The following is a 25,976-nucleotide window of genomic DNA, read 5'->3' as shown; positions in this document are numbered from 1 at the left end:
ACAGACACCACTTTCGAACCAACGCAACTGACAGACACCAAGGGGACCCGCACCGTGCAGACCACCGACCACCCGAGTTCCCCGACCGCCACCCCGCCGTCTTCGCCCCGTGACCACAGCATGAAAATCAAACGATTCGTCGCCGCCGACATGCGCTCGGCCATGAACCTGGTGCGCAAGGAACATGGTCCTGACGCCGTGATCCTGTCCAACCGCCGGATCGAGGAAGGCATCGAGATCGTCGCCGCCGCCAACTACGACGAGAGCGCGGTGCAGCGTGCGCTGGAAGCCTCGCGCCGTGACGTCGCACCGCCGCCGGCACCCAAGCCGCGCACCGCCGCCGACGCGGTGATCGCCGCCGTCACCCGCCGCCGCAGCAGCACCCCGGCACCGGAACCGATTGCCGCGACCACCTCGGCGGTGGCCGCCCTCGCCCGTGCAGCAGTGGGCGCTACCGGCCGCACCCTGGACAGCGCCGACGAGATCGTGCCGACCCGCGGCAGCACCGGCTTCGCCGCCACGCTGGCACGCGCCGCCGTCAATGAGCCGGCGCTGCCGGACCAGATCTTCGCCCCGTTCGCCGAAGCCATCGTCGCACCGGCACCCGCCAGCGCCACGCCGGCCAACCGCGCCCGCTTCCAGATCGACCCGCCGCACGAGGCGCATCACGAAAGCGCGGCCCCGGCCGTGCAGCCGCCGCCGCTGCCGACCGCAGCCCTGGCCGAAACGCGGCCGGAGGTCGCCGCAAGCGAACCGGCGCTGGCCGATGCCACCGTCGAAACCGCGCCGACGCCGACGCTCGCCCCAGCCCCGGTCCTGACCGTGGTCGCCCAGGACGACGCCGAGATCCGCCAGCTGCGCCAGGAAGTGGCCGGCATGCGCCAGGTGATCGAGCGCGAAATGAACCGCTTCACCGACGAGCGCCTGCGCGGCTGCCCGGTGCGCGCCACCGCGCTGGACCTGATGGACGAGTACGGCTTCGATGCTGGCCTGGCCCGCGACGTCGCCATGCAGATTCCGCTGGAGACCGAGGCGCACCGAGGCCGCGGCCTGATGCTGGGGCTGATCTCGCGCAAGCTGCCGATCGCCCCGGTCGACCCGCTGGAGGAAGGCGGCGTGATCGCGCTGGTAGGCCCGACCGGCGCCGGCAAGACCACCACCATCGCCAAGCTGGCCTCGCGCTTCGCCGAGAAGCACGCGCCGCGTGACGTCGCCCTGGTCACCACCGACACCACCCGCATCGGCGCCCGCGAGCAGCTGTATGGCTATGGCAGGCAGCTCGGCATCGCCGTCCACGAGGCCAACAGCGGCACCGACCTGGACCAGCTGCTGGAACGCCTGAAGGACTACAAGCTGGTACTGATCGACACCGCCGGGCTGGGCCCGCGCGACCGCGCGCTGGCCGCCCAGCTGCAGTGGCTGCGCGCCGCCCGCCAGGTGCGCACCCTGCTGGTGCTGCCGGCCAACACCAGCTTCGGCGACATGGACGAGGTGGTCCGCCGCTTCGGTGCCGCCAACCTGCAGGGCCTGGTGCTGAGCAAGCTGGACGAAACCGGCCGCTTCGGCAACGCCCTGTCGGTGGCCGTGGACCATGCCCTGCCGATCACCTGGGTGACCGATGGCCAGGACGTTCCGGACGACCTGCACCGGGCAAGTGCGGCCAATCTCGTACTTCGCCTTGAAGATTTGCGCCGAGCGGCCGATATGCCCTGCAACCCGGAGTTGAACCATGCCGTCGCGTGAGTACGCCAAGCTGACCAAGACCTTCCCGCTGTCGGCCACCCGCAGCGAGCCGCTCGGCCCTGTGCGCACCATCGCCGTGACCGGCGGCAAGGGCGGCGTGGGCAAGACCAACGTGTCGGCCAACCTGGCCGTGGCGCTGGCCGGCATGGGCAAGCGCACGCTGCTGCTGGACGCCGACCTCGGCCTGGCCAACATCGACGTGATCCTGGGCTTGAACCCCACCTTTACGCTGGCCGACCTGGTGGCCGGCCGCTGCTCGCTGGACGATGTCATCGTCGAAGGCCCGAACGGCGTGCTGGTGGTCCCGGCCGCGTCCGGCCGCCGGCACATGGCCGAGCTGGCCCCGGCCGAGCACGTCGGCCTGGTCAACGTGTTCTCCGAGCTGGAGCGCGAGCTGGACATCATGGTGGTGGACACCGCCGCGGGCATCACCGACGGCGTGCTGACCTTCTGCCAGGCCGCGCAGGACACCGTGGTCGTGGTCTGTGACGAGCCGGCTTCAATCACCGACGCCTACGCGCTGATCAAGGTGCTGTCGCGTGAACGGGGCGTGGACCGCGTCCAGGTGGTGGCCAACATGGTGCGCGACCCCAACGAGGGCCGCGTGCTGTACGAGAAGCTGACCCGCGTCTGCGAGAAGTTCCTCGCCGATGTTTCGCTGAACTACCTGGGCTGCGTGCCGCAGGATGACTGGCTGCGCCTGTCGGTCCAGCGCCAGCAGCCGGTGGTGAAGGCCTACCCGTCCAGCCCGTCCGCACTGGCGATTACCGAGATCGCGCGCCGCACGGCCCGCTGGCAGGCGCCGACCGAACCACGCGGCGGCGTCGAGTTCTTCCTCGAACGCATCCTCAAGCAGCGCGGGGTGGCGGCATGAAGGGCGCGGCCCAGTACAGGGAAGTCCAGCGCTCGGCGGCCAACGAGGTCATCGCCCAGCACTCGGACCTGGTGCGGCGCATCGCCCACCATCTGGCCGCGCGCCTGCCGGCCAGCGTCGAAGTCGACGACCTGATCCAGGCTGGCATGATGGGCCTGATCGAGGCTTCGCGCAGCTACGACGCCGACCAGGGCGCCTCGTTCGAGACCTATGCCTCGATCCGTATCCGTGGCTCGATGATCGACGAGATCCGTCGTGGCGACTGGGTGCCGCGCTCGGTGCACCGCCGTGCACGCGATGCTGCGGCCACCATCCGCCGCCTGGAACAGAGCAGCGGCCGCGCCGCCAGCGCCACCGAAGTGGCCGCCGCGATGGAGATGCCACTGCCCGAATACCTGCGCCTGATGGAAGACGCCGCGCGTGGCCAGGTGCTGAGCCTGGAGTCGCGCATTGAGGACCAGGGCGAGCTGGACACGGTCGCACAGGGTGGCCCGACCCCGCAGCAGGTGCTGGAGCGCAGCGAGTTCGGCCGCGAGCTGGGCAAGGCCATCGGCCATCTGCCCGAGCGCGAACAGCTGGTGCTCTCGCTCTACTACGAGCAGGAACTCAACCTGAAGGAGATCGGCGCGGTGCTCGGCGTGAGCGAGTCGCGGGTCTGCCAGATCCACGGCCAGGCCGTGCTGCGCCTGCGCGGCCGGCTGAAGGTATTCGAGGCCGTCGACGCCGGCCTCGAAGAATGAACATCGCCGAGGCAGCTGCCCCCGGCCGCCCGGAATGAACAACAAAGGAACTCTGCTTTGAACAAGAACATGCGCATCCTGATCGTCGACGACTTCTCGACCATGCGTCGCATCGTCAAGAACCTGCTGGGCGATCTGGGCTTCACCAACACCGCCGAAGCCGAGGACGGGCATGCCGCGCTGTCGCTGCTGCAGAGCCAGCCGTTCGATTTCGTGGTCACCGACTGGAACATGCCGGTAATGACCGGCATCGAGCTGCTCAAGGCGATTCGTGCCGACGCCAAGCTGAAGACCCTGCCGGTGCTGATGGTCACCGCCGAAGCCAAGCGCGAGCAGATCATCGAAGCGGCCCAGAACGGCGTGAACGGCTACATCATCAAGCCGTTCACCGCGCAGACGCTGGAAGAGAAGCTCGGCAAGATCTTCGAACGCCTGGCGGCCAGTGCCTGATGGATACCACGGTCGACAGGAATGCCCTCGCCCTGCGCCTGCAGGAAGCACTGGACGCACTGGAGTCCGGTGACGAAACCGCCTGGCGGCAACGCATCGACGGACTGGTCGCGCTGCGCACGCAGCCGATGATGAGCGGCCTCTCGCGGCTGGCCCGCGAGCTCGGGCAGGCCCTGGGTGAACTGCCGACCGTGCCCAGCGAGGCCGGCGAACTGGACGATGCCTGCGCACGCCTGGACCACGTGGTGGCGATGACCGAACAGGCAACGCACCGCACCCTGGACCTGGCCGAGGAATGCCGCAGCCTGACCGAACAGCTGCGCGCCGAAGGCCTGCAGCCGGGCCAGGATGCACAGCTCGAGCGCATCCGCCACAACCTCACCGAGATCGCCCTGACCCAGAGCTACCAGGACCTGACGGGGCAGATCATCCGTCGCGTGGTCGGCATCGTCCGCCGTGTGCATGAGGGCTTCGGCGCGCTCGGCCTGCCGCCGGAACAGCATCGCACCGATCCGGAACTGGCCGGGCCGGCACTGAAGGGACTGGACCGCCACGCGGTCTCGCAGAACGACGCCGACGACCTGCTGTCGGACCTGGGGCTGTAAGCATGAGCGCGGTATCCGACGACATCACTGCCGATTTCATCATCGAGGCGCAGGAAATCCTGGATCGCCTGGGCGAACAGCTGGTGTCGCTGGAGCAGGCACCACAGGACACCGAGCAACTCAACGCGGTGTTCCGGGGCTACCACACGCTCAAGGGCGGCGCCGGCTTCCTCGGCGTCACCGCCATGGTCGAGTTGTGCCACGCCGCCGAAGAAGCGCTGGGCATCGCGCGCGCGGGCCAGGCCGTGCTGCAGGCCCATCACTTCGATGCCGCCCAGCAATCGCTGGACTACCTGCAAGCGATGCTGGATGCAGTTTCCTCCGGCACCGAGCCGGGCTATGCGCCGCCGGAGCTGATCGCCCAGTTCGACATGCATGGCGGTGCCGTGGCTGCACCCGCCGCCGCAGCAGCTCCCGCTGCGGGTGGCAGCGACCTGATCACCGACGACGAGTTCGAGGCCCTGCTCGACCAGCTGCACGGCGGCAACGCACCGACTGCGGTGGCGCCGGCAAGGAAGGCCGACGACGGCCTGATCAGCGAAGACGAGTTCGAAGCCCTGCTCGACCAGCTGCACGGTGGCGCCGCACCCGGCGCCAAGCCCATCGCTGCGGCAGCGCCCGCACCGATCGCGGCACCACGCCCACTGGCCGCACCGGCCGCACCGGCACCTGCAGCGGCGACCAAGCCGGCCGCCAAGCCGCTGGCCGAGGCCGAACACACCGTGCGCGTGGACACCAAGCGCCTGGACGCGATCGTCAATCTGATCGGCGAACTGGTGCTGTCACGCAACCGGCTCAAGACCCTGCGTGCGCGCCTGCGCGACGAGGAACTGGACCGCGCCGTGTCCACCCTGGACATCGCCACCGCGCGCCTGCAGTCGGCGGTGATGCGTACCCGCATGCAGCCGGTGGGCAAGGTCTTCTCGCGCTTCCCCAAGGTCGCCCGAGACGTTGCCCGCTCGCTGAAGAAGGAAGTGGAACTGGAGCTGATCGGCGCCGAGACCGAGCTCGACCGCAACCTGGTCGAAGCGCTGGCCGACCCGCTGGTGCACCTGGTCCGCAACGCCATCGACCATGGCGTGGAAATGCCCGACCTGCGCGAAGCACAGGGCAAGCCGCGGATGGGCCATGTGCGGTTGTCGGCGCAGCAGGAAGGTGACTACGTCAGCATCGAGGTGCAGGACGATGGCGCCGGCATCGACCCGGAAAAGCTGCGCGCGAAGGCACGCGAGAAGGGCCTGATCGATCCGGAGGCCGCCGCCCGCCTGAGCAGCGAGGAGTGCCTGCACCTGGTGTTCCTGCCCGGCTTCTCGACCAAGCAGCAGGTCACGGATATCTCCGGCCGCGGCGTTGGCATGGACGTGGTGCAGTCGCGCATCCGCGAACTGAGTGGCCAGATCCAGATCCAGTCGGAGCTGGGCCGCGGCAGCCGCTTCCTGATCCGCGTGCCGCTCACCCTGGCGATCCTGCCGACCCTGCTGGTGCAGGCCGGCGAAGACGTCTATGCGCTGCCGCTGGCGCGCGTGATGGAAGTGCTGCACGCACCGCGCACCTCGCTGGGCTGGTTCGATGGCCGCGCCGTGCTCGACCGCCGTTCGCACACGCTGCCACTGGTCGATCTGCGCCAGTGGCTGGATGTGACGCCCGCCGCGTCGACACTGCTGACGATCGTGGTGCTGCAGGCCGGCGAAGCGCGCTTCGGCCTGGTCGTGGACCAGGTCCGTGGGCGCGAGGAAGTGGTCATCAAGCCACTGCCGAAAGCCCTGCGCGGCCTGCGCGGTTACGCAGGTGCAACCCTGATCGGCGATGGTCGCATGGCGCTGATCCTGGATGTGGACGGCCTGCGCAGCCCGCACGACTGACCCGCTTGCTGAACCCGTAAAACCGTGAAGTCGCACCAGTAGCCCGTACCGGTGTCTCAAGTCCCATTCATACAAGCCGATACCGGATCCATGGATAGACTCAGCCTCATTGGACTCTTTCTCGCCCTGGCCTCGCTGGTCGGCGGCAGCATCCTCAAGGGCGCCGGCCTGGCGTCGCTGTGGTCGCCTGCGGCGTTCGTGATCGTCATCGTCGGCACCGTCGCCGCGATCCTGCTGCACACCTCGCCGGCGGTGTTCAAGCACGCGTTCAGCATCGTGCGCTGGGTCGTGCGTCCACCGCACAGCGACCGCCGCGAGCTGATCCAGCAGATCGTCGAGTGGAGCAACATCGCCCGCCGCCAGGGCCTGCTGGGCCTGGAATCGCAGGTGGAAGCGCAGCAGGACCCGTTCCTGCGCAAGGGCCTGCAGCTACTGGTGGACGGCGTCGAGCCCGAATCCATGCGGCACATGCTGGAAATCGAACTGGGCAGCCAGGAGCACCAGGACCAGGCCGGCGCCAAGGTGTTCGAGGCGATGGGCATCTATGCACCGACGCTCGGCATCATCGGTGCCGTGCTGGGCCTGATCGCGGTGATGAAGAACCTGGCCGACCCGAGCAAGCTCGGCCACGGCATCGCCGCCGCGTTCACCGCCACCATCTACGGCATCGCTTCGGCCAACCTGCTGTTCCTGCCGATCGCCGCCAAGCTCAAGAGTGTGATCTCGCACAACACGCGCGACCGCGAGATGGTCATCGAAGGCCTGATCTCGATCGCCCAGGGCGAGAACCCGCGCAACATCGAAACCAACCTCTCCGGCTTCCTGCACTGACATGGCCCGCCGCAAGCACCACGAAGAGCACGCCAACCACGAAGCATGGGCGATCCCCTATGCCGACCTGATGACGCTGCTGCTCGCCTTCTTCGTGGTCATGTACGCGATCTCCTCGGTGAACGAGGGCAAGTACCGGATCATGGCCGACGCGCTGACCGATGCCTTCGGTGGCGCACCGCGCACCATCAACCCGGTGCAGGTGGGCAACAAGCAGGTGCAGGGCGGCGGCTGGGACAGCCCCTCGGTGATCAAGTCCGGCACCAAGATCGGTCCCTCCGCGCCGGCGCCCTCGCACGACCCGACCCTGCTGCCGTCGATGGCCTCGCAGATGCGCATGCCGGTGTCGGTGCACAACCAGGAGCAGATCGCCCGTGCCGAGCGCCAGCTCAACACGATTGCCGATCGCCTCACCGCCGCACTGGCGCCGCTGATCGACCGCGGCATGATCAGCGTGCGCCGCACCGAACTGTGGATCGAAGTCGAGATCAACAGCGACATCCTGTTCCCCACCGGCTCGGCCGCGCTGGACGTGCATGCGCGGCAGACCCTGGCCAGCCTGGCCGAGGTGCTGCGCGACGTGCCCAACAGCGTGCGCGTGGAAGGCCACACCGACAACGTGCCGATCGCCACCGCCACTTTCCCGTCGAACTGGGAACTGTCGGCCGGGCGCGCAGCCAGCGTAGTGCACCTGTTCGCCGACCAGGGCGTGCAGCCGTCGCGGCTGGCGATGGTCGGCTATGGCCAGTTCCGCCCGCGCGAAGAGAACGACAGCGCGCAGGGCCGCAACCGCAACCGCCGGGTGATGGTCATCATCCTGGCCGACACGTCGCACTCGGTGGATCCGCTCGGCCAACGCCTGAACGCAGCCACCGGCGCCACCGACAGCACCGTCACCGAACAGGCCGACGCAACTCCGGCCAGCGCCCCCACCTCCCCCATCGCACCGGTGAAGTTGCCGCCGGTGCCGGCTGGCAGCCGCGTCGGCGCCGCCGTTCCCCCGGCAATGAAGGAGTAATCCGATGCGCATCTGGGCAGTCGCCAACCAGAAGGGCGGAGTCGGCAAGACCACCACCACCCTCGCCCTCGGCCGCGGCCTGGCCGCGCTCGGCCATCGCGTGCTGCTGATCGACCTCGATCCGCATGCCTCGCTCAGCCGCGCCTTCGGCGTGCCGGTGGACCCGCCGCCGGCCGGCGTACTGGAATTGTTCGGCACACCGCCAGCGGACCTGTCCAGCCTGTGCCATGCCAGCAACATCCATGGCCTGGACTACGTCTGCGCACAGTCGGCGCTGGCCACGCTGGAACGCCGCAGCGCCAACCAGCCCGGCCTCGGCCTGGCCCTGCAGAACGCGCTGGCGCGCCACCAGGGCCAGCACGACTACATCCTGCTGGACTGCGCACCCACCCTCGGCCTGCTGATGATCAACGCACTGGCTGCCGCCGATCGCCTGATCATCCCGACCCAGGCCGAGCCCCTGGCCCTGCACGGCCTGGATGGCATGGTCCGCACCGGCGAGATGGTCGAGCGTTCGCGCCGCCGCCTGCTGCCGATCTCGATCCTGCCGACCCTGTTCGACCGACGCACCCGCGCCGGCAACGAGTCGCTGCGCACCATGCAGGACCGCCATGGCAGCCGCGTGTGGGAAGACGCCATTCCGATCGATACCCGCATCAGCAACGCCGCCGGGCTGACCCTGCCGAGCGCCGGCGAGGACTACCCGGGCCGTGGCCTGGCCGCCTACCGGCGCGCCTTGAACTGGATCCTCGGCGAGGATGCCCGCGCCCTGGAGCAGGCCGCATGAACAGCACCGGCATCCTCGACGATTACCTGGACGAACTGCTGGGCGAAGCGATGGTCGCGCCGCCGCCTGCCGTGCTGCCGCACGCAGGCGCCGGGCAAGGCCCGGCGATCGAAGCAGTCGCCGAACGCGAACCGACCTGGGACGACCTGCCGGCCGAAGTGATCTACGAAACCGAAACCATCGCCGCCACGCCGAGCGGGGACAGCGCTGCGCTGGAAGCCGCCTTCGAGAGCGCCGCACCACCCACGCGCGAACCCACCTGGGATGATCTGCCCGCCGAGGTGATCTACGAAACAGAATCCGTCGCCGCCGCGCAAAGCCGGGACGACGCAGCACTGGAAGCGGCCTTCGAGAGCGCTGCCGCTTCCGGTAACGCTGGGCAGGGTCCGGCGGTAGAAGCGGTTTCCGAACGCGAGCCGACCTGGGATGACCTGCCTGAGGAGGTCATCCACGAAACCGCGCCGGCACCCGCCGTCGTTGCAAACGCCGGTCCGGAACCTACCTGGGACGACCTGCCGGACGAGGTGATCTACGAGACCGATCCGGCCGACAGCCATCGCCTCGCCCACACCGACAGCCCCGGCCTGCAGGCCGCGTTCGAAGCGGCCGCCGGTGGCGAAGACGTAGCCACGCCACCGCCCGCCGTGGTCGCAGCTACGGTGGCCCCGACGGTTGCACCTGCAGCCCCGGCCGCGCGCACCGCCACTCCGCCGCCGCGCGCCGCCGTCGATGCCCCGGCAGGCAACCGTCCCGGCACCTGGCAGGAGCTGCAGGCGCAGGCCCACCAACCGGCTCGCAGCCCGCATCCGCAGAACCGACGCGCCGGCGAACGCACTTCACGCTGGCTGCGCCTTCGCTGCGGTACCCAGGCCTATGCGCTGGAACTGCTGAAGGTGCAGGAAGTGGTGCTGCCGGTGCCGCTGCTGCCACTTCGTGGCACTGCAGCGGCCATGCTCGGCATCATGAACCTGCGCGGCCAGGTGGTACCGGTGATGGATCTGGGCCTGCACCTTGGCGCCGCGGCCGCCGAAGACGACGCACAGACCCGCATCGTGGTCCTGGAGGAGGACGGCGAAACCATCGGCCTGCGCGTGTCAGCGGTCGAAGATGTCGCCAACCTCACCGATTCGCAGATCGAACCGCCCGATACCGCGCGCATCTGCCAGATCTCAAACGACCTGTTCCGCGGCGTGGCCCGGGTCAGCCAGCGGCCGATGATCCTGCTCGACGCCACCCGGCTGTTGAGCTGAGCCGCCAAGAAAAAGGGGACGGAGGGAATTAAGTCGCAACTGACCCGGCGCTTTGCGCCGATGGATCAACACCTTACGTCCCCACTGCGCGGTCGCCGTTGCCGAGGGAGCTGCAGTAGTGCCAGGTCGATTGCGACTTAATTCCCTCCGTCCCCTTTTAAGCAGCGACCGCATCGACGCACCGCGTCGATTCTTCTAAAGAACCCCACCGGGGTGCCGTTATGGATCACGGAACCGTTTGTCCGGAGCAACGATGAGCACTGTCGAACTGGGTGGGGATCTCGGCATCGAGAGCACTACCGAGCTCAAGAACCGCCTCGCCCCACTCGTGGACCAGGCTGGCGAGCTGACCCTGGATGCCAGCCAGGTCGCCCGCATCCACACGGCCGCCGTGCAGGTGCTGTGTGCGTTCGTGCAGGCCCGCCGCGAGGCAGGCCTGGGCACCGGCTTCCACGGTTGCACTGCAACCTTCAGTGACGCCGCGCGCCTGCTGGGCGTCACCCAGGCCCTGGGCCTGGACGTAACCCATGACAACCTGAAATCTGTGGAGAACGCTGCATGAGCGCACGTATCTTGGTGGTGGACGATTCGGCGTCGATGCGCCAGATGGTGTCCTTCGCCCTCACCTCGGCCGGTTTTGCCGTCGAAGAAGCTGAAGACGGCGCGGTCGCGCTCGGTCGTGCCAAGGGCCAGCGCTTCAATGCGGTGGTGACCGACGTCAACATGCCGAACATGGACGGCATCGCGCTGATCCGCGAACTGCGCCAGCTGCCGGACTACAAGTTCACCCCGCTGCTGATGCTGACCACCGAATCGGCCGCCGACAAGAAGTCCGAAGGCAAGGCCGCCGGTGCCACCGGCTGGCTGGTCAAGCCGTTCAATCCCGAACAGCTGGTCGCCACCGTGCAGAAAGTGCTGGGCTGATCGCCCGGCGCCGCTCCCCCTCTTCGCTTCCGGATCACCACTGCCATGAGCATGGACCTGCAACGCTTCCACGCCACCTTCTTCGAGGAGAGCCGCGAAGGCCTCGATGCGATGGAGGCTGGCCTGCTGGCCCTGGAATCGGGGCAGCAGGACGCGGAGATCATCAATTCGGTATTCCGCGCCGCCCACTCGATCAAGGGCGGCGCCGGCACCTTCGGCTTCGACGCGATCGCCGGCCTGACCCACGTGCTGGAAACGCTGCTCGATGAGCTGCGCGCCGGCAAGCGGGCCCTGGAAGGCCACGCCGTCGACGCCATGCTGTCCTCGGTGGACGTGCTGCGCGCCCTGCTGCGCGAAGCCGAACACGGCCAGGCTGCCGATCCGGCTGCAGTCGCTGCGGTGAAGGCGCGCCTGGAAGCGGTTCTTTCCGGCCAGGCCGCAGCGAGCGCCCCGTCGGCCGCCGCAGCCAAGGTGGACGATACGCCGGAAGCCTGGCAGATCGGTTTCACTCCGGCGCCGTCGCTGTTCATGAGCGGCAACGATCCGCTTCGCATCATCCGCGAACTGGAACACCTCGGTTCGCTGCAGGTCGCCGCGCGCATGGAGCGCCTGCCGGGCTTCGCCCAGCTTGATCCGCTCGAAGCGCATCTTGCGTGGGACCTGGGCCTGGTTGGCAAGGTGCCGCGCAGCAAGATCGAAGACACCTTCGCCTGGGTGCTGGACGATTGCGAGCTGGACATCCGTCCCGCCGCGCCGCCGAGCCTGGCCACCGAGGCGCCGGCCGCAGCGGCTCCCGCTCCGGTCGCAGCGGCCCCGTCTGCACCTGCCACGCCTGCTGCCAACGGTGGTGCCAGCCAGGAAGCGGAAACCTCGATCCGCGTCAGCGTCGACAAGGTCGATGCGCTGATCAACCTGGTTGGCGAACTGGTCATCACCCAGGCCATGCTCAAGCAGGTCTCGCACGCACTGGACCCGGTCCACGCCGAGAGCCTGTTCGCTGGCCTGGACCAGCTTGAACGCAACACCCGCGACCTGCAGGAAGCGGTGATCGGCGTGCGCATGCTGCCCGTCGATGCGGTGTTCCGCCGCTTCCCGCGCCTGGTTCGTGACCTGTCCAGCCGCCTCGGCAAGCAGGTGCGCCTGCGCACCGTCGGCGAAGGCACCGAACTGGACAAGGGTCTGATCGAAAAGATCGCCGATCCGCTGGTGCACCTGGTGCGCAACTCGATCGACCACGGCCTGGAAATGCCCGACGTCCGCCGCGGTGCGGGCAAGGACGAGACCGGCACGATCACGCTGGCAGCTTCGCATCAGGGCGGCCATATCGTCATCGAAGTCAGCGACGACGGTCGCGGCCTGGACCGCGCCAAGATCCTGGCCAAGGCTCACGAACGCGGCCTGGCCGTGCCGGACAACCCGACCGATTCGCAGGTCTGGGACCTGATCTTCCAACCTGGCTTCTCCACGGCCGATGCGGTCACCGACCTGTCCGGGCGTGGCGTCGGCATGGACGTGGTCCGCCGCAACATCCAGGCACTGGGCGGCGAGGTGCAGATCGAAAGCAGCCTCGGTACCGGCACCCGCACGCTGATCCGCCTGCCGCTGACCCTGGCCATCCTCGATGGCATGACGGTGGCCGTGGCCGGCGAAACCCTGATCCTGCCGCTTGCCTACGTGCTTGAGGCGTTGCAGCCGCAGCCCGAGGATATCCGCAGCATGGCCGGCGAAGGCCGCGTGCTGCGCGTGCGCGGCGAGTACCTGCCGATCCTGTCGTTGAGCGAGTACTACGGCTACGGCAACCGCGCACCGGGCAGCGAATCGCTGGTGGTGGTGGTGGAAGGCGATGGCCAGAAAATCGCGCTGGAAGTGGACGAACTGGTCGGCCAGCAGCAGGTGGTGGTGAAGAACATCGAGAACAACTACCGCCGTATCGGCGGGGTGTCCGGTGCCACCATCCTTGGCGACGGCCGCGTCGCGTTGATCGTCGACATCGGCGGACTGGTGCGCTCGCTGCGGATGCCGCAGGCCGCCTGATCCACGCCGCATGCGGGTCATGGACCGCCGCCCTTCGGGGCGGCGGTTTTGTTTGTGTGCTCCATTCCAGCCGGGGTCAGATCCCTTTTCAGGGAAAAGGGATCTGACCCCATCCCTTCTGTGAACTCCGTCGAGGCGATGGTTTCGCGCGCAACCACGTCATCCGAGCGCAAGCCCCGCCAGACCAGCACTTTCGCGCCGTCATCCCTACGCAACCGAATGTGATCTGCGTCCATAAAGTCCGCGCGGACGGCGCCGTTATTTCGCTTTGACGGTCGTCACCGAACCCCACCGGGCACCCCCGTTCGCTCTGCAACCACCCCCAAACCGGCGCACAGACGCCGGCACTCTGCCCACCTGGAGCACCCTGCATGAAGTGGTTCCAAGATCTGCCCATCGCCCGCAAGCTGGCCGTGGGGTTCACCCTCACCACCTTGATGACCCTGATCCTCGGCGCCTTCGCACTGGTGCGCCTGAGCGAGGCCAACGCGCAGTTGCGCGACATGGCTGGCAACGATATCCCCTCGGTCCAGCATCTGGGCGAGGCACGCTCGCAGCTGGGCGAGTTCCGCACCTACGAACTGGCCCAGCTGAGCATGCTCGACCAGCCGGACAAGGTCGCCGACTACAACAAGCGCATGGACGACACCGCCAAGGCCGTGCATGACGAGTTGGCGGCGTACGCGGCGCTGCCGGCGCTGGACAAGGAGCGTGAACTGTATCGCGCGGCCAGTGCGCAGCTGGACCGCTACTTCGCCGCAAACAAGGCGATGCGCGACGCCGTGGCCGCCGGTGATGGCGCACAGGCCCAGCAGATCTCCGACGAGCAGTCGCGCCCGGCGCGTCGCGACCTCTTCGCTGCAATGAAGGCACTGGGAACCCACATCGCCGGCCAGATGGACGGCAAGATTGCCGACGCCAACGCCACCCACCGCACCAGCATGATTGCCATCATCGGCTGCATCGTGCTGCTGTCGCTGGTCGCTGCCGCGCTGGCCATCGTCATCTCGCGTGCAGTGACCGGCCCACTCGGCAAGGCCGTGCATGCCATCCAGGCCGTTGCCCGCGGTGATCTCAGCGTCAGCACCCAGGCCACCAGCAACGATGAAGCCGGCAGGATGCTCGCTGCCACCGCCGAGATGACGGCGATGCTGCGACGCTTCAGCGAGCAGACACAGCTGATGGCACAGATGCACGCTGGCCCGGACATCAGCCATCGCATCCCGGAAGATTTCCCGGGTGTCTACGGCCAGCTGGCCAACGGCATCAACACGGTGATCTTCGAGCACCTCGATGCGATCGTCGATGCCATTGAAGTACTCAACCAGTACGCCATCGGCAACCTGAGCCCGGACGCACGCCGCCTGCCCGGCAGCCGCGCGATCCTGCACGAATCCATGGACGCGGCCAAGGCCAGCCTGCTGGCCATCAATTCGCAGATCCAGCACCTGGCTGCGGCGGCCGCCGCCGGTGACTTCAGCCAGCGCGGCGACGCACAGCGGTTCCAGCACGACTTCAAGGTGATGATCGAGCACCTCAACACCATGATGCAGGTGGCTGACGGCAACCTGGGCCAGCTCTCGCAGCTGCTGCAGTCGATCGCCACCGGCGACCTGACCGCGCGGATGGAAGGCCAGTTCAATGGCGTGTTCGCCCGCATGCGGGATGATGCCAACACCACGGTCGCGCAGCTGACCCAGATCGTCGGCCAGATCCAGGCCAGCGCTTCCAGCATCACCCTGGCCGCCGGCGAGATCGCCTCGGGCAACAGCGACCTGTCGCGCCGGACCGAGCAGCAGGCCGCCAACCTGGAGGAAACCGCGGCCTCGATGGAGGAACTGACCTCCACCGTGCGCCAGAACGCCGAGCACGCCCGCCAGGCCAACCAGCTCGCCATCGGCGCGCATGGCGTCGCCTCGCAAGGTGGCGAAGTGGTCGGCCAGGTGGTCACCACCATGTCGGCCATCGAAGCCTCGTCGAAGAAGATCGCCGAGATCATCAGCGTCATCGACGGCATCGCGTTCCAGACCAATATCCTGGCACTGAATGCCGCCGTGGAAGCCGCGCGTGCCGGTGAACAGGGCCGTGGCTTCGCCGTGGTCGCCAGCGAAGTACGCACCCTCGCCCAGCGCTCGGCCGCTGCCGCCAAGGAAATCAAGGGCTTGATCGACGACTCCGTCGGCAAGGTCGCCGAGGGCTCCAGCCTGGTCCACCAGGCCGGCAGCACCATGGGCGAGATCGTCGCCTCGGTGCAGCGTGTGACCGACATCATGGCCGAGATCTCCGCCGCCTCGCAGGAACAGAGCGCGGGCATCGAGCAGGTCAACCAGACCGTGGTGCAGATGGACGAAACCACCCAGCAGAATGCCGCGCTGGTGGAGGAAGCCACCGCTGCCGCACGTGCGATGGAGGACCAGGCCGTGCAGCTGGGTGAAGCCGTGGCCCGCTTCCGGCTGGCATCGCACGGCACGACGGCCATTCCGGCACGCCCGCTGGCGGCACCGGTACCGCGCCAGGTCGCCGCCGCCGCACCGGCCGCAAGGCCGGCCCCGGCACGTGCGCTGCGCACGGCAACGGCCCAGCCGGCGCTGGCCGCGGACGGCGACTGGCAGGAATTCTGACAGAACCACGGGATCAGATCCCTTTCCCGCAGGAAAGGGATCTGACCCCTTACGCGTGGAAAGTGATGCAAATCTCACTTCATAATCCGGTGCAGAGGCCGATATCCCCATCGAGCCTCGCACCAACGCGTGCTGGCGCCCGCCCCTGACCGTAGATTCCATGTCCGACGGCAACGACACTGCAGTGCATGATGTCCACGCGGCCGACGCCGCTGACGAGCGCTTCCTGGTCCGCAACCCGCGCCAGCTGCGGCAGCTGCTGCGCTCGCTGATCGACCAGCGATCACTGATCAACGCGCACATCGACGGCCGTGACCGTTCGTTCCCCACTGCGTTGCTCGACCTCGACGAGGACGAGGACTACCTGCTGCTCGATGGCAGCCCGCAGGAAGCCTCCAACCGCGCCGCCGAGCAGGCCGATCACCTGCTGTGCTTCGCCCAGCTCGAACGGGTACTGGTGCGTTTCCGCCTGCACGAACTGCAGCGCGTGGACAACGACGGCCACGTGGCCTTCCGCGCCCCGCTTCCGGAAGAACTGGTGCACCTGCAGCGCCGCGAGCTGTATCGGCTGGAGACCCCGGTCACCGACTCACCGCAGCTGCTGCTGCCCCCCGCCGAAGCGCGCGCCGAAGCGTTGTCGATGCGCGTGGTGGACATCAGTGGCGGTGGCCTGGCCGTGGTGGTTCCCAATGACTGCGCGGTGTTCGGCCTGCAGAAGCGCTATCCGGCGCAGCTGTCCCTGCCCGACGGTCCCGACCTGGACATCGCGCTGGTGGTCTGCAACCTGTTGCCGCAGCGCCAGCCCAACGGCATCGAGGTCAAGCGCGTGGGCATGCGCTTCGACAGCCTGCCGCGCGGCGCCGACAGCGCCATCCAGCGCTACATCTTCCGCATCGACCGCCAACGCAAGGCACGCCGCAACGGCGAGCTCTGAGGCCGCCCGACCGGTAGTGCCGGCCGATGGCCGGCAACCCTGGAACGCATGCCGGGGTCAGATCCCTTTTCCCTGAAAAGGGATCTGACCCCATCCACTGCCCGGGCACCTAAAGTCCCCCCCAGCGGGGCCGATATCGAGCCTGACACCGGGACTTCCGGCAGAACCAGGACCCCTCGATGAACGACAAGACCAGCTCCGCCGCCAGCACCGGTGGCGAATTCCTCAGCTTCACCCTTGGTGACGAGCACTACGGCGTGGACATCCTCAAGGTGCAGGAAATCCGTGGCTACGACGCGGTTACCCGCGTGCCGGATGCCCCGGACTACATCAAGGGCGTGATCAACCTGCGTGGCACCATCGTCCCGGTGATCGACCTGCGCCTGAAGCTGCGCCTGGACAACGCCCGCTACGACGCCTTCACCGTGATGATCGTGCTGAACGTCGAAGACCGCGTGGTCGGCATCGTCGTCGACAGCGTCTCCGACGTGATCCCGCTGTCGGCCGAGCAGATCCGACCGACCCCGGAATTCGGTGCCGCCGTCGATACCCGCTTCATCTCCGGCATTGGTACCCACGACGATCGCATGCTGATCCTGCTGGACATCGAGACCCTGCTCGACAGCGCCGACATGGGCCAGGCCAGCCTCACCGAAGACGTCGCCGCCTGAGTAAACGGAACTGCTTCACGTTCCGGTCACAAAACCCTTCAGTTCCCCCCGGCGATGCCGATAGGGGGACAGAAGCCGGCCGCGCAGGAGCGCGCAGGGCCGGCCCGACCGTTACCATCCCCGGAGATACCCCTCGATGAAGTCCCTGCTTGCGTTCGTTTCGGCCGCTGTCCTGGCCACCACCGCCGCCTCCGCTTTCGCCCAGTCGGCTGACATGATCCCGCCGGAACTGGCCCCGCGTTCGGTCGGCAAGGACGGCATGGTCTGTGGCAAGGTTGAAAAGGCCCGCTACGCAGAAGGTTCCGAAGGCCAGCCGACCTTCCTGTACATGGGCGGCGCCTTCCCGCGCCACACCTTCTCGGCCCGCATCGCCGGCGAGAACCGCGGCAAGTTCTCCTTCCCGCTGGAAACCCTGGAAGGCAAGACCGTCTGCGTGATCGGCAAGATCCAGCGCGACGCCTCGCGCGCGGAAATCGAAGTCAGCTCGCCGGCTGGGCTGAAGCTGGCCAACATCAAGTAATCCGCTGTCCGTCGAACCGCGCCGGACCTGGTGCCGGCGTGGTTTCTGCTGCAACCGGGCCCGATGCCCGGGCGCGTCTGCCTTAGGAGCTCGCAACGCCCATGCCGTGGATCAACAACCTGAAACTGATGCCGAAGCTGCTGCTGACCTTCGGCGTCCTCCTGCTGGTGATGCTGCTGCAGGGCATCGTCGCCTATCGCGGCCTGCATTCGCTGAACAACGTCACCACCGAGCTGGCCGGTTCACGCATGGAGAGCATCCGCCTCGCCGGCGAGATGCGCGGCATGCTGGGCGAATACCGCAATGCCGCCTACCAGCAGTTGATCCGCGCCAGCGACGACGTCAAGTCCGATGCGCGCAAGCAGGCCGTCGACCTGCGCACCAGCATGGACAAGTCGATCAAGGACTATCCGAAGCTGGTCGACAACGCGCAACAGAAGAAGCTGTTCGACACCTTCGCCAAGGAATGGAAGGATGCGCTGGCGTCCTATGACAGCGTCACCGAGATGCTGGAACTTGACCTGCCGGACGATGCCATCGATACCTTCGTCGGCGAAACCCGTACCAAGCACCGCAAGGCTGCATCGGCGCTGGAAGCGCTGATCGCCGAAGACAACCGCCTCGCCCGCGCCTCGCGCGAAGAGGCCGCCTCCACCTATTCCGCCTCGGCCGTGCTGACCGTGGTCGCCCTGCTGGGTGGCGCCGCACTCGGCCTGGTGCTGGTGTGGCTGTTCGCCCGCGCACTGGTCGGCAGCGTGCGTGGCGCCGTATCGGTCGCCAACGACGTCGCCGGTGGCAAGCTCGATGGTCATATCGACGTCAGCCGCCAGGACGAAGTGGGCGAACTGATGCAGGCCATGCAGCGCATGCAGCGCGACCTCCGCGAGCGCATCGAGACCGACCAGGCCGTGGCCCGCGAGAATCTGCGCATCCGTACCGCGCTGGACTACAGCTCGACCGGCGTGTACCTGACCGACACCAGCAACACCATCGTCTACAGCAACCGCGCCCTGCAGCAGACCCTGAGCCAGTACCAGGACGAAGTTCGCCGCGACCTGCCGGACTTCGATGCCCAGGCCTCGCTGATCGGCAAGCCGGTCACCGTGCTTGAACACCGCGGCGAGATGGACCAGACCCTGCTGGGTAACCTGAAGGCACACGGCGTCGCCCGTCGCCCGATGCAGTATGGCGATGCCCAGTTCGCCCAGGTGGTCTCGACCATCCGCAATGAAGGCGGCGACACCGTCGGCTACGTGGTGGAATGGCGCGACCGTACTCAGGAAGCGCAGGTCGAAGCCGAAGTGGCCCGCGTGATCGCCCAGGCTGCCGCCGGCGACCTGTCCGGCCGCATCGACGCCACCGACAAGGAAGGCTTCTTCCTGCAGCTGGCCCAGCAGATCAACGGCCTGCTGGATGCCAACGCTGGCAGCATCGAACAGATCTCCGGCCTGCTTGCGGCACTGTCGCAGGGTGACCTGACCGTGCGCATGCACGGCGACTACCAGGGCGTGTTCGCCCGCATGCGTGACGATGCCAACGCCACCGCCGCGCAGCTGAGCGAGATCGTCACCCGCATCAAGCAGTCCAGCCGCGCGATCAGTTCGGCCGCCGGCGAGATCGCCTCGGGCAACAGCGACCTGTCGCGCCGCACCGAGCAGCAGGCTGCCAACCTGGAAGAAACCGCGGCCTCGATGGAGGAACTGACCTCCACCGTGCGCCAGAACGCCGAGCATGCCCGCCAGGCCAACCAGCTCGCCATCGGCGCCCACGGCGTCGCCTCGCAGGGCGGTGAAGTCGTCGGCCAGGTGGTCACCACCATGTCGGCCATCGAAGCCTCGTCGAAGAAGATCGCCGAGATCATCAGCGTCATCGACGGCATTGCGTTCCAGACCAACATCCTGGCGCTGAATGCCGCCGTGGAAGCCGCGCGTGCCGGTGAACAGGGCCGCGGCTTCGCCGTGGTTGCCAGTGAAGTGCGCACCCTCGCCCAGCGCTCGGCGGCTGCCGCCAAGGAGATCAAGGGCCTGATCGACGACTCCGTCGGCAAGGTCAACGACGGCTCGGCGCTGGTGCACAAGGCCGGCGCGACCATGGGCGAGATCGTCGCCTCGGTGCAGCGCGTGACCGACATCATGGCCGAGATCTCCGCCGCCTCGCAGGAACAGTCGGCCGGCATCGAGCAGGTCAACCAGACCGTGGTGCAGATGGACGAAACCACCCAGCAGAATGCCGCGCTGGTGGAGGAAGCCACCGCTGCCGCACGTGCGATGGAAGAACAGGCCGGCCATCTCAGCGAAGCGGTGTCGATCTTCGTGGTCGATGAGGCCGAGGTCGTCGCCGCCCCGCGCGTCGCCGCAGCCCCGGCCCCGCGAGCCACCGTGCCAGCCGCCCCGGCACCGGTCGCACCGCCGGCCCGCCGCACCGCTGGCGGTCGCCCGATGGCCACCGAACTGGCCGACGGAGACTGGCAGGAATTCTGATGCCGGCCTGACCTGATCCACGAACACGCCCCGGCCCTGCGCCGGGGCGTCTTCGTTTACGGGGCATCTGGATATCAGCCAACGGTGAAGCCCCTCGGGGTGGTCGCGGAGAGCGCTTGGCTACTGCGGGCTGGCCGGGAGGGTGGGCTGCGCAGGGGCCGCCGTAAACCCATCCCTGGGGGCCAGATCAGACACCCCTGCGCAGCCCACCCTCCCGGCCACGGACAGTTTCCGTGCGCGTCCACCCCGGATTGAAGAAAGAAGAGCAAAAAACAAAAGCCAGGTCACTTCCGGGGTCAGATCCGTTTTCCTGCGGAAAACGGATCTGACCCCTCTTTCCACCTGGAACCCCAACGCTCTTTCCGTCCGACACCGAAATGCCGAGAGGGCTGGGCCGGGGTGGGCAGGCAGGACCGTTGGCGCCATGGATGGCGCCATCGAGCCCCCATGGACGGGTTTACGGCGTGTCCTGGCTGCCCACCCCGGCCCAGCCACCTACTGACAATCCAGCGCCGACCAACTGCTGTTGCTGTTGCTGTTGCTTCAAAACCAGCCTGCCGCAGGCAGCGCCGCAGCCGCCGCCGCACGGAAACCTGAATACGTTCGGACACCGCACCTCAATCCCCCGCCCTGACGGCCGATAACGGGGTTGTCACCGCTTGTCCCGCCGTGACCGGCACGGCGCCGCCCGCCCGCTTCGACCTGGTCCTGCTCGATGAATCTCCTGCATCGCTGGCAACACTACTTCAGCAATCTTTCCGTCCGGCGCAAGCTCAACCTGCTGACGCTGCTCATCGCGCTCGGCGTGATCGCGCTCTCGGTGATCGCCGCCCGCATGCAGTACCTGGATCTCACCGAGACCCGCAAGACCGCACTGAAGACCCAGGTCGAACTGAGCTACGGCATCCTGCAGCACTACCACCGCCTGGCCGGTACCGGCGAACTCAGCGAAGAGGCTGCCAAGCGCGCCGCGCTGCAGGCATTGGAAGTGATGCGTGCAGAGAGCGATACCTACTATTTCAACGTCTACGACACCGGCTACCGGCTGCTGATGCACCCGTTCCGCAAGGACCTGGTCGGCAAGGACATGAAGGACTTCCGCACCGACGACGGTGTGCGCATCTACTACGACCAGGTCGAAGCCGCCCGCGCCGGTGGTGGCTTCGTCAATTACCGCTGGGCGAAGCCGGGCAGCAAGGGCGAGGTCGAGAAGGTCGCGTACGCCGGCCTGTTCGCGCCGTGGAACTGGGTGGTCAGCAGTGGCGTCTACATGGACGACGTGCAGAAGCAGGCGCTGGTGTTCACTGCCATCATGACAGTCTCCGGCGGCGTCCTGGTGCTGATCGTACTGGCCCTGAGCTGGGTCATCGGCAATCGCATCGCCGTGCCGTTGAAGCAGGCCACGGCCGTCGCCGAGGGCATCGCCGCCGGCAAGCTCGACAGCCATATCGGCCCGCAGCCGCACGATGAAACCGGCCGCCTGCTGGACGCCATGGCCGGCATGCAGCAGCAGTTGCATGCGGTCATCACCGGCCAGCGCGAAATGGCCCGCCGCCACGACGGTGGCGAACTCAGCTACCGCATCGACGCCAGCGCCTTCCCCGGCGAGTACGGGCTGATGGTGCAGGAAACCAACGCCCTGGTGGGTAGCCACGTGCAGACCCTGCACGATGTGCTGGACGTGGTGCAGCAGTACGCGGTTGGTGACCTGAGCCGCGACATCGCCCGCTACCCGGGCGAGAAGGCGGCGATGACCACCACCGTCGACACCGTCAAGGCCAATCTCGGCCGCATCAACGCCGAGATCAAGCAGTTGGCCAGCGCCGCTGCTGCCGGCGACTTCAGCCGCCGAGGCGATGCGCAGCGCTTCGACCACGATTTCCGCCTGATGCTGGAAAACCTCAACGCGATGATGGCGGTCAGCGATGACAACCTCGGCAAGCTGTCGCAGCTGCTGTCGGCCATCGCCGAGGGCGACCTGACCGCGCGCATGCACGGCGATTACAAGGGCGTGTTCGCCCGCATGCGCGACGATGCCAACGCCACGGTCGCGCAGCTGACCCAGATCGTCGGCCAGATCCAGGCCAGCGCTTCCAGCATCACCCTGGCCGCCGGCGAGATCGCCTCGGGCAACAGCGACCTGTCGCGCCGTACCGAGCAGCAGGCCGCCAACCTGGAGGAAACCGCGGCCTCGATGGAGGAACTGACCTCCACCGTGCGCCAGAACGCCGAGCACGCCCGCCAGGCCAACCAGCTCGCCATCGGCGCCCATGGCGTCGCCTCGCAGGGCGGTGAAGTGGTCGGCCAGGTGGTCACCACCATGTCCGCCATCGAAGCCTCGTCGAAGAAGATCGCCGAGATCATCAGCGTCATCGACGGCATTGCGTTCCAGACCAACATCCTGGCGCTGAATGCCGCCGTGGAAGCCGCGCGTGCCGGTGAACAGGGCCGCGGCTTCGCCGTGGTCGCCAGCGAAGTGCGCACCCTCGCCCAGCGCTCGGCGGCTGCCGCCAAGGAGATCAAGGGCTTGATCGACGACTCCGTCGGCAAGGTCGCCGAGGGCTCCAGCCTGGTCCACCAGGCCGGCAGCACCATGGGCGAGATCGTCGCCTCGGTGCAGCGTGTGACCGACATCATGGCCGAGATCTCCGCCGCCTCGCAGGAACAGAGCGCGGGCATTGAGCAGGTCAACCAGACCGTGGTGCAGATGGACGAAACCACCCAGCAGAACGCCGCGCTGGTGGAGGAAGCCACCGCTGCCGCACGTGCGATGGAAGACCAGGCCGCACAGCTTGCAGATGCCGTGGCGATCTTCCGGCTCGACAACCAGGTCTCGGCCGCGATGCAGGCCGTTGCCGCGCGGGTCGAGCCGGCGAGAGTCACCACCGTGGCACCTCCGCAGCCAAGCCACGCGGCAGCACCTGCACCGATATCGCCACGTCGTAGCAGCAACGCCGGCACCTTCGTCGCCAGCGACAGCGACTGGCAGGAATTCTGATACCCACCCGTAGCGGCTTCGGCCGCTGCCCCCGCCGATGGACACGTCCCCCGTGCAAAGTCCTACTCCCATCGTTACCGGCCCACGCGAATTCGAGTTCGCCGACCGTGATTTCCGCCGCGTCTGCGACCTGATCTACCAGCGCGTGGGCATTGCGCTTGCGCCGGCAAAGCGCGACATGGTCTATGGCCGCCTGTCGCGCCGCCTGCGCACGCTGGGCATGCGCAGCTTCCAGCAGTACCTGGACCATCTGGAGCAGGAAGATGGTGACGAGTGGCAGGCGTTCACCAACGCCCTGACCACCAATCTGACCTCGTTCTTCCGCGAACCGCACCACTTCGACAAGCTGCGCGAAGAACTGCAGCAGCGCTCCAGCCGCACGCCGTTGCTGCTGTGGTCGTGCGCGGCGTCCACCGGCGAAGAGCCCTATTCGATGGCGATCACCGCGTGCGAGGCCTTTGGCACCCTGAAGCCGCCGGTACGCATCATCGCCACTGACGTCGACACCCAGGTGCTGGCCACCGCCGGCCGTGGCGTCTACAACATCGATCGCGTCGCCAGCCTCGATCCGGACCTGCGCCGCCGCTACTTCCAGCGTGGCAGCGGCCCCAACGAGGGCCAGTGCCGCGTGCTGCCCGCGCTGCGCGAGCTGATCGAATTCCGCCCGTTGAACCTGCTCGCCCCGCGCTACGACGTCGGTGGCCCGTTCGACGCACTGTTCTGCCGCAACGTGATGATCTACTTCGACAAGCCGACCCAGCGCGCGATCCTCGGCCGCCTGGTGCAGCACCTGGCCGATGACGGTCTGCTCTACACCGGCCATTCGGAGAACTATCTGCACGCCGCCGACCTGATCCAGCCCTGCGGCCGCACCCTGTACCGCCGTGCGGCGAAGGCCGGCGCATGAATGCCTCGCTGCGTATCGACGATGTGATGCGCTACCAGGATGCGCGCTTCCAGACCATCGCCGCCAAGCTGCTGCCGACCCAGTACCTGGTGGTCGATGACACCACTGCGCTGACCACCACGCTGGGGTCCTGCGTGGCGGCCTGCCTGCGCGACCCGGTGCTGAAGATCGGCGGCATGAACCATTTCCTGCTGCCCGAGGGCAACGCCGGTGACGGCGCGCCTGCGCGCTATGGCAGCTATGCGATGGAACTGCTGATCAACGACATGCTCAAGCGCGGCGCACATCGCAAGCGGATCGAGGCCAAGGTGTTCGGTGGTGCCAACGTGCTGAAGGGCTTCACCAGCAATCCGGTCGGCACCCGCAACGCCGAATTCGTGCGCCAGTACCTGCAGGCCGAGCATATCCCGATCATTGCCGAGGACCTGTGCGGCATCCATCCGCGCAAGATCTGGTTCTTCGCCGATACCGGCCGCGTGGTGGTGCAGCGCCTGCCGCATGCGCATGAGGCCGAGGTGGCCGCCGCCGAATCGGCGGTGCGTGCGCGCCTGTCCAAGGCGCCGGTCACCGGTGGCGTGGAGCTGTTCGAATGACCTTCACCGGCAACGCCCCCTGCCGGGTCCTGATCGTCGACGACTCCGCCGTCGTGCGGCAGATGCTCACGGAAATCCTGTCCAGCGACCCGGCCATCGACGTGGTCGGCACTGCGGCTGACCCGCTGTTGGCGCGCGAGAAGATCAAGCGCCTGCTCCCGGACGTGATCACCCTGGACGTGGAAATGCCGCGCATGGACGGGCTGGCGTTCCTGGAAAACCTGATGCGCCTGCATCCGCTGCCGGTGGTGATGATTTCTTCGCTGACCGAGCGAGGCGCCGACACCACCCTGCAGGCACTGGCGCTGGGCGCCGTGGATTTCGTCTCCAAGCCCAAGCTGGACGTGGCCCGCGGCCTGCAGGGCTATGCCGAGGAGATCATCGCCAAGGTCAAGATGGCGGCGCGCTCGCGCGTGCGCCCGCTGGTGCGTGCCAGCGCCCCCAAGCTCACGCTGGACGCAGCGCCGGCGACGCGTGCTGCCTCGCCGCAGTTCCGTACCACCGACCGCCTGATCGCGATCGGCTCGTCAGCCGGTGGCACCGAAGCGCTGCGCGTGGTGCTGGAAGGCATGCCTGCCGATGCACCCGCCGTGGTGATGACCCAGCACCTGCCGGCCAGCTTCAGCAGCGCCTTTGCCGAACGCCTGGACCGACACTCGGCAATGGCCGTGCGCGAGGCCAGCGACGGCGAAGCGGTGCTGCCCGGCCACGCCTACCTCCCGCCCGGCGGCAAGCACCTGCGCATCATCCGCGACGGTGCGCGCTGGCGCTGCCGCGTCGACGACGGCCCGGCAGTGAACCGGCACAAGCCCGCGGTGGACGTGCTGTTCCGCTCGGTCGCGCAGAGCGCCGGTGGCAATGCCATCGGTGCCATCCTCACCGGCATGGGTGACGACGGCGCGCGCGGCCTGCTGGAAATGCGCCAGGCCGGCGCCCCAACGCTGGTGCAGGACGAAGCGACCAGCGTGGTCTGGGGCATGCCCGGTGCCGCGTTCAAGCTGGGCGCTGCCGAGGAACAGGTGCCACTGGAGAGGATCGCCGAGCGGTTGCTCGCCCTCGCCCGCGGCTGACAGGCCCCTGTAGAGCCGAGCCCACGCTCGGCTCCGCTCCCTGCTGGACACCTCCAAGAGACGT

22 protein-coding genes are annotated in these 25,976 nt (G+C 67.8%); all 22 read left to right on the top strand.

Annotation, left to right across the window (positions count from 1 at the left end; genetic code table 11):
• Positions 1–120: 120 nt before the first annotated feature.
• The 22 genes from flhF (at position 121) to PEM_RS07600 (ending at position 25,912) form a co-directional block, all read left to right on the top strand.
• Positions 121–1,743, top strand: coding sequence for a flagellar biosynthesis protein FlhF (gene flhF / locus PEM_RS07705; protein WP_095377977.1), 1,623 nt, complete (start codon positions 121–123; stop codon positions 1,741–1,743).
• Positions 1,730–2,617 carry a P-loop NTPase gene (locus PEM_RS07700; protein ID WP_032959426.1) on the top strand — a complete coding sequence of 296 codons (888 nt, stop codon included), beginning with the start codon at positions 1,730–1,732 and terminating at the stop codon, positions 2,615–2,617. The genes flhF and PEM_RS07700 overlap by 14 nt, the downstream gene beginning before the upstream one ends.
• Positions 2,614–3,357 (top strand): RNA polymerase sigma factor FliA, encoded by a 744-nt coding sequence (locus PEM_RS07695; RefSeq protein ID WP_005416423.1) that lies wholly within the window; start codon positions 2,614–2,616, stop codon positions 3,355–3,357. Before PEM_RS07700 ends, PEM_RS07695 begins: the two co-directional genes overlap by 4 nt.
• A gap of 57 nt (positions 3,358–3,414) precedes the next feature.
• Positions 3,415–3,807 (top strand): chemotaxis response regulator CheY, encoded by a 393-nt coding sequence (gene cheY / locus PEM_RS07690; RefSeq protein WP_005413247.1) that lies wholly within the window; start codon positions 3,415–3,417, stop codon positions 3,805–3,807.
• Positions 3,807–4,412 (top strand): protein phosphatase CheZ, encoded by a 606-nt coding sequence (locus tag PEM_RS07685; protein ID WP_005416422.1) that lies wholly within the window; start codon positions 3,807–3,809, stop codon positions 4,410–4,412. The genes cheY and PEM_RS07685 overlap by 1 nt, the downstream gene beginning before the upstream one ends.
• A gap of 2 nt (positions 4,413–4,414) precedes the next feature.
• On the top strand, positions 4,415–6,274 hold the full coding sequence (locus tag PEM_RS07680) for a chemotaxis protein CheA (RefSeq protein ID WP_111127750.1): 1,860 nt from the start codon (positions 4,415–4,417) through the stop codon (positions 6,272–6,274).
• Positions 6,275–6,364: 90 nt separating this feature from the next.
• Complete coding sequence (locus PEM_RS07675) at positions 6,365–7,105, top strand: flagellar motor protein (protein WP_049413360.1); 741 nt, start codon at positions 6,365–6,367, stop codon at positions 7,103–7,105.
• A 1-nt stretch (position 7,106) separates the two neighbouring features.
• Positions 7,107–8,123, top strand: a complete 1,017-nt coding sequence (motD, locus tag PEM_RS07670) for a flagellar motor protein MotD (protein WP_065178540.1) — start codon at positions 7,107–7,109, stop codon at positions 8,121–8,123.
• Positions 8,124–8,127: 4 nt separating this feature from the next.
• Complete coding sequence (locus tag PEM_RS07665) at positions 8,128–8,910, top strand: ParA family protein (protein WP_065184912.1); 783 nt, start codon at positions 8,128–8,130, stop codon at positions 8,908–8,910.
• Positions 8,907–10,160 carry a chemotaxis protein CheW gene (locus tag PEM_RS07660; protein WP_111127753.1) on the top strand — a complete coding sequence of 418 codons (1,254 nt, stop codon included), beginning with the start codon at positions 8,907–8,909 and terminating at the stop codon, positions 10,158–10,160. The genes PEM_RS07665 and PEM_RS07660 overlap by 4 nt, the downstream gene beginning before the upstream one ends.
• A gap of 253 nt (positions 10,161–10,413) precedes the next feature.
• Entirely contained in the window at positions 10,414–10,722 is a 309-nt protein-coding gene (locus tag PEM_RS07655) for an STAS domain-containing protein (RefSeq protein ID WP_065184917.1), read from the top strand.
• Positions 10,719–11,084, top strand: coding sequence for a response regulator (locus PEM_RS07650; RefSeq protein WP_005409521.1), 366 nt, complete (start codon positions 10,719–10,721; stop codon positions 11,082–11,084). The genes PEM_RS07655 and PEM_RS07650 overlap by 4 nt, the downstream gene beginning before the upstream one ends.
• A 45-nt stretch (positions 11,085–11,129) precedes the next feature.
• The gene (locus PEM_RS07645) at positions 11,130–13,118 is read left to right on the top strand and encodes a chemotaxis protein CheA (protein WP_111127755.1); all 1,989 of its coding nucleotides are present in this window, start codon (positions 11,130–11,132) and stop codon (positions 13,116–13,118) included.
• A gap of 371 nt (positions 13,119–13,489) precedes the next feature.
• Positions 13,490–15,739, top strand: coding sequence for a methyl-accepting chemotaxis protein (locus PEM_RS07640; RefSeq protein WP_111127757.1), 2,250 nt, complete (start codon positions 13,490–13,492; stop codon positions 15,737–15,739).
• A gap of 160 nt (positions 15,740–15,899) precedes the next feature.
• Positions 15,900–16,673, top strand: a complete 774-nt coding sequence (locus tag PEM_RS07635) for a flagellar brake protein (RefSeq protein ID WP_111127759.1) — start codon at positions 15,900–15,902, stop codon at positions 16,671–16,673.
• A gap of 179 nt (positions 16,674–16,852) precedes the next feature.
• Positions 16,853–17,344 carry a chemotaxis protein CheW gene (locus PEM_RS07630; RefSeq protein WP_005416412.1) on the top strand — a complete coding sequence of 164 codons (492 nt, stop codon included), beginning with the start codon at positions 16,853–16,855 and terminating at the stop codon, positions 17,342–17,344.
• Between the two features lie 136 nt (positions 17,345–17,480).
• Positions 17,481–17,864 carry a hypothetical protein gene (locus tag PEM_RS07625; RefSeq protein WP_005416411.1) on the top strand — a complete coding sequence of 128 codons (384 nt, stop codon included), beginning with the start codon at positions 17,481–17,483 and terminating at the stop codon, positions 17,862–17,864.
• 101 nt (positions 17,865–17,965) lie between these two features.
• Positions 17,966–20,344, top strand: coding sequence for a methyl-accepting chemotaxis protein (locus PEM_RS07620; protein WP_111127761.1), 2,379 nt, complete (start codon positions 17,966–17,968; stop codon positions 20,342–20,344).
• A 715-nt stretch (positions 20,345–21,059) separates the two neighbouring features.
• Positions 21,060–23,342 (top strand): methyl-accepting chemotaxis protein, encoded by a 2,283-nt coding sequence (locus PEM_RS07615; protein ID WP_119706084.1) that lies wholly within the window; start codon positions 21,060–21,062, stop codon positions 23,340–23,342.
• 37 nt (positions 23,343–23,379) lie between these two features.
• The gene (locus tag PEM_RS07610; protein WP_049416359.1) at positions 23,380–24,249 is read left to right on the top strand and encodes a CheR family methyltransferase; all 870 of its coding nucleotides are present in this window, start codon (positions 23,380–23,382) and stop codon (positions 24,247–24,249) included.
• On the top strand, positions 24,246–24,842 hold the full coding sequence (gene cheD / locus PEM_RS07605) for a chemoreceptor glutamine deamidase CheD (RefSeq protein ID WP_005416407.1): 597 nt from the start codon (positions 24,246–24,248) through the stop codon (positions 24,840–24,842). The genes PEM_RS07610 and cheD overlap by 4 nt, the downstream gene beginning before the upstream one ends.
• Positions 24,839–25,912, top strand: coding sequence for a chemotaxis response regulator protein-glutamate methylesterase (locus PEM_RS07600; protein ID WP_005416406.1), 1,074 nt, complete (start codon positions 24,839–24,841; stop codon positions 25,910–25,912). The genes cheD and PEM_RS07600 overlap by 4 nt, the downstream gene beginning before the upstream one ends.
• Positions 25,913–25,976: the final 64 nt, after the last annotated feature.

Source organism: Stenotrophomonas sp. Pemsol (assembly GCF_003586545.1).
Taxonomy (GTDB): Bacteria; Pseudomonadota; Gammaproteobacteria; order Xanthomonadales; family Xanthomonadaceae; genus Stenotrophomonas; species Stenotrophomonas sepilia.
Note: the sequence above shows the minus strand (reverse complement) of the source record. Positions and strands in the feature narration are given on the sequence as shown.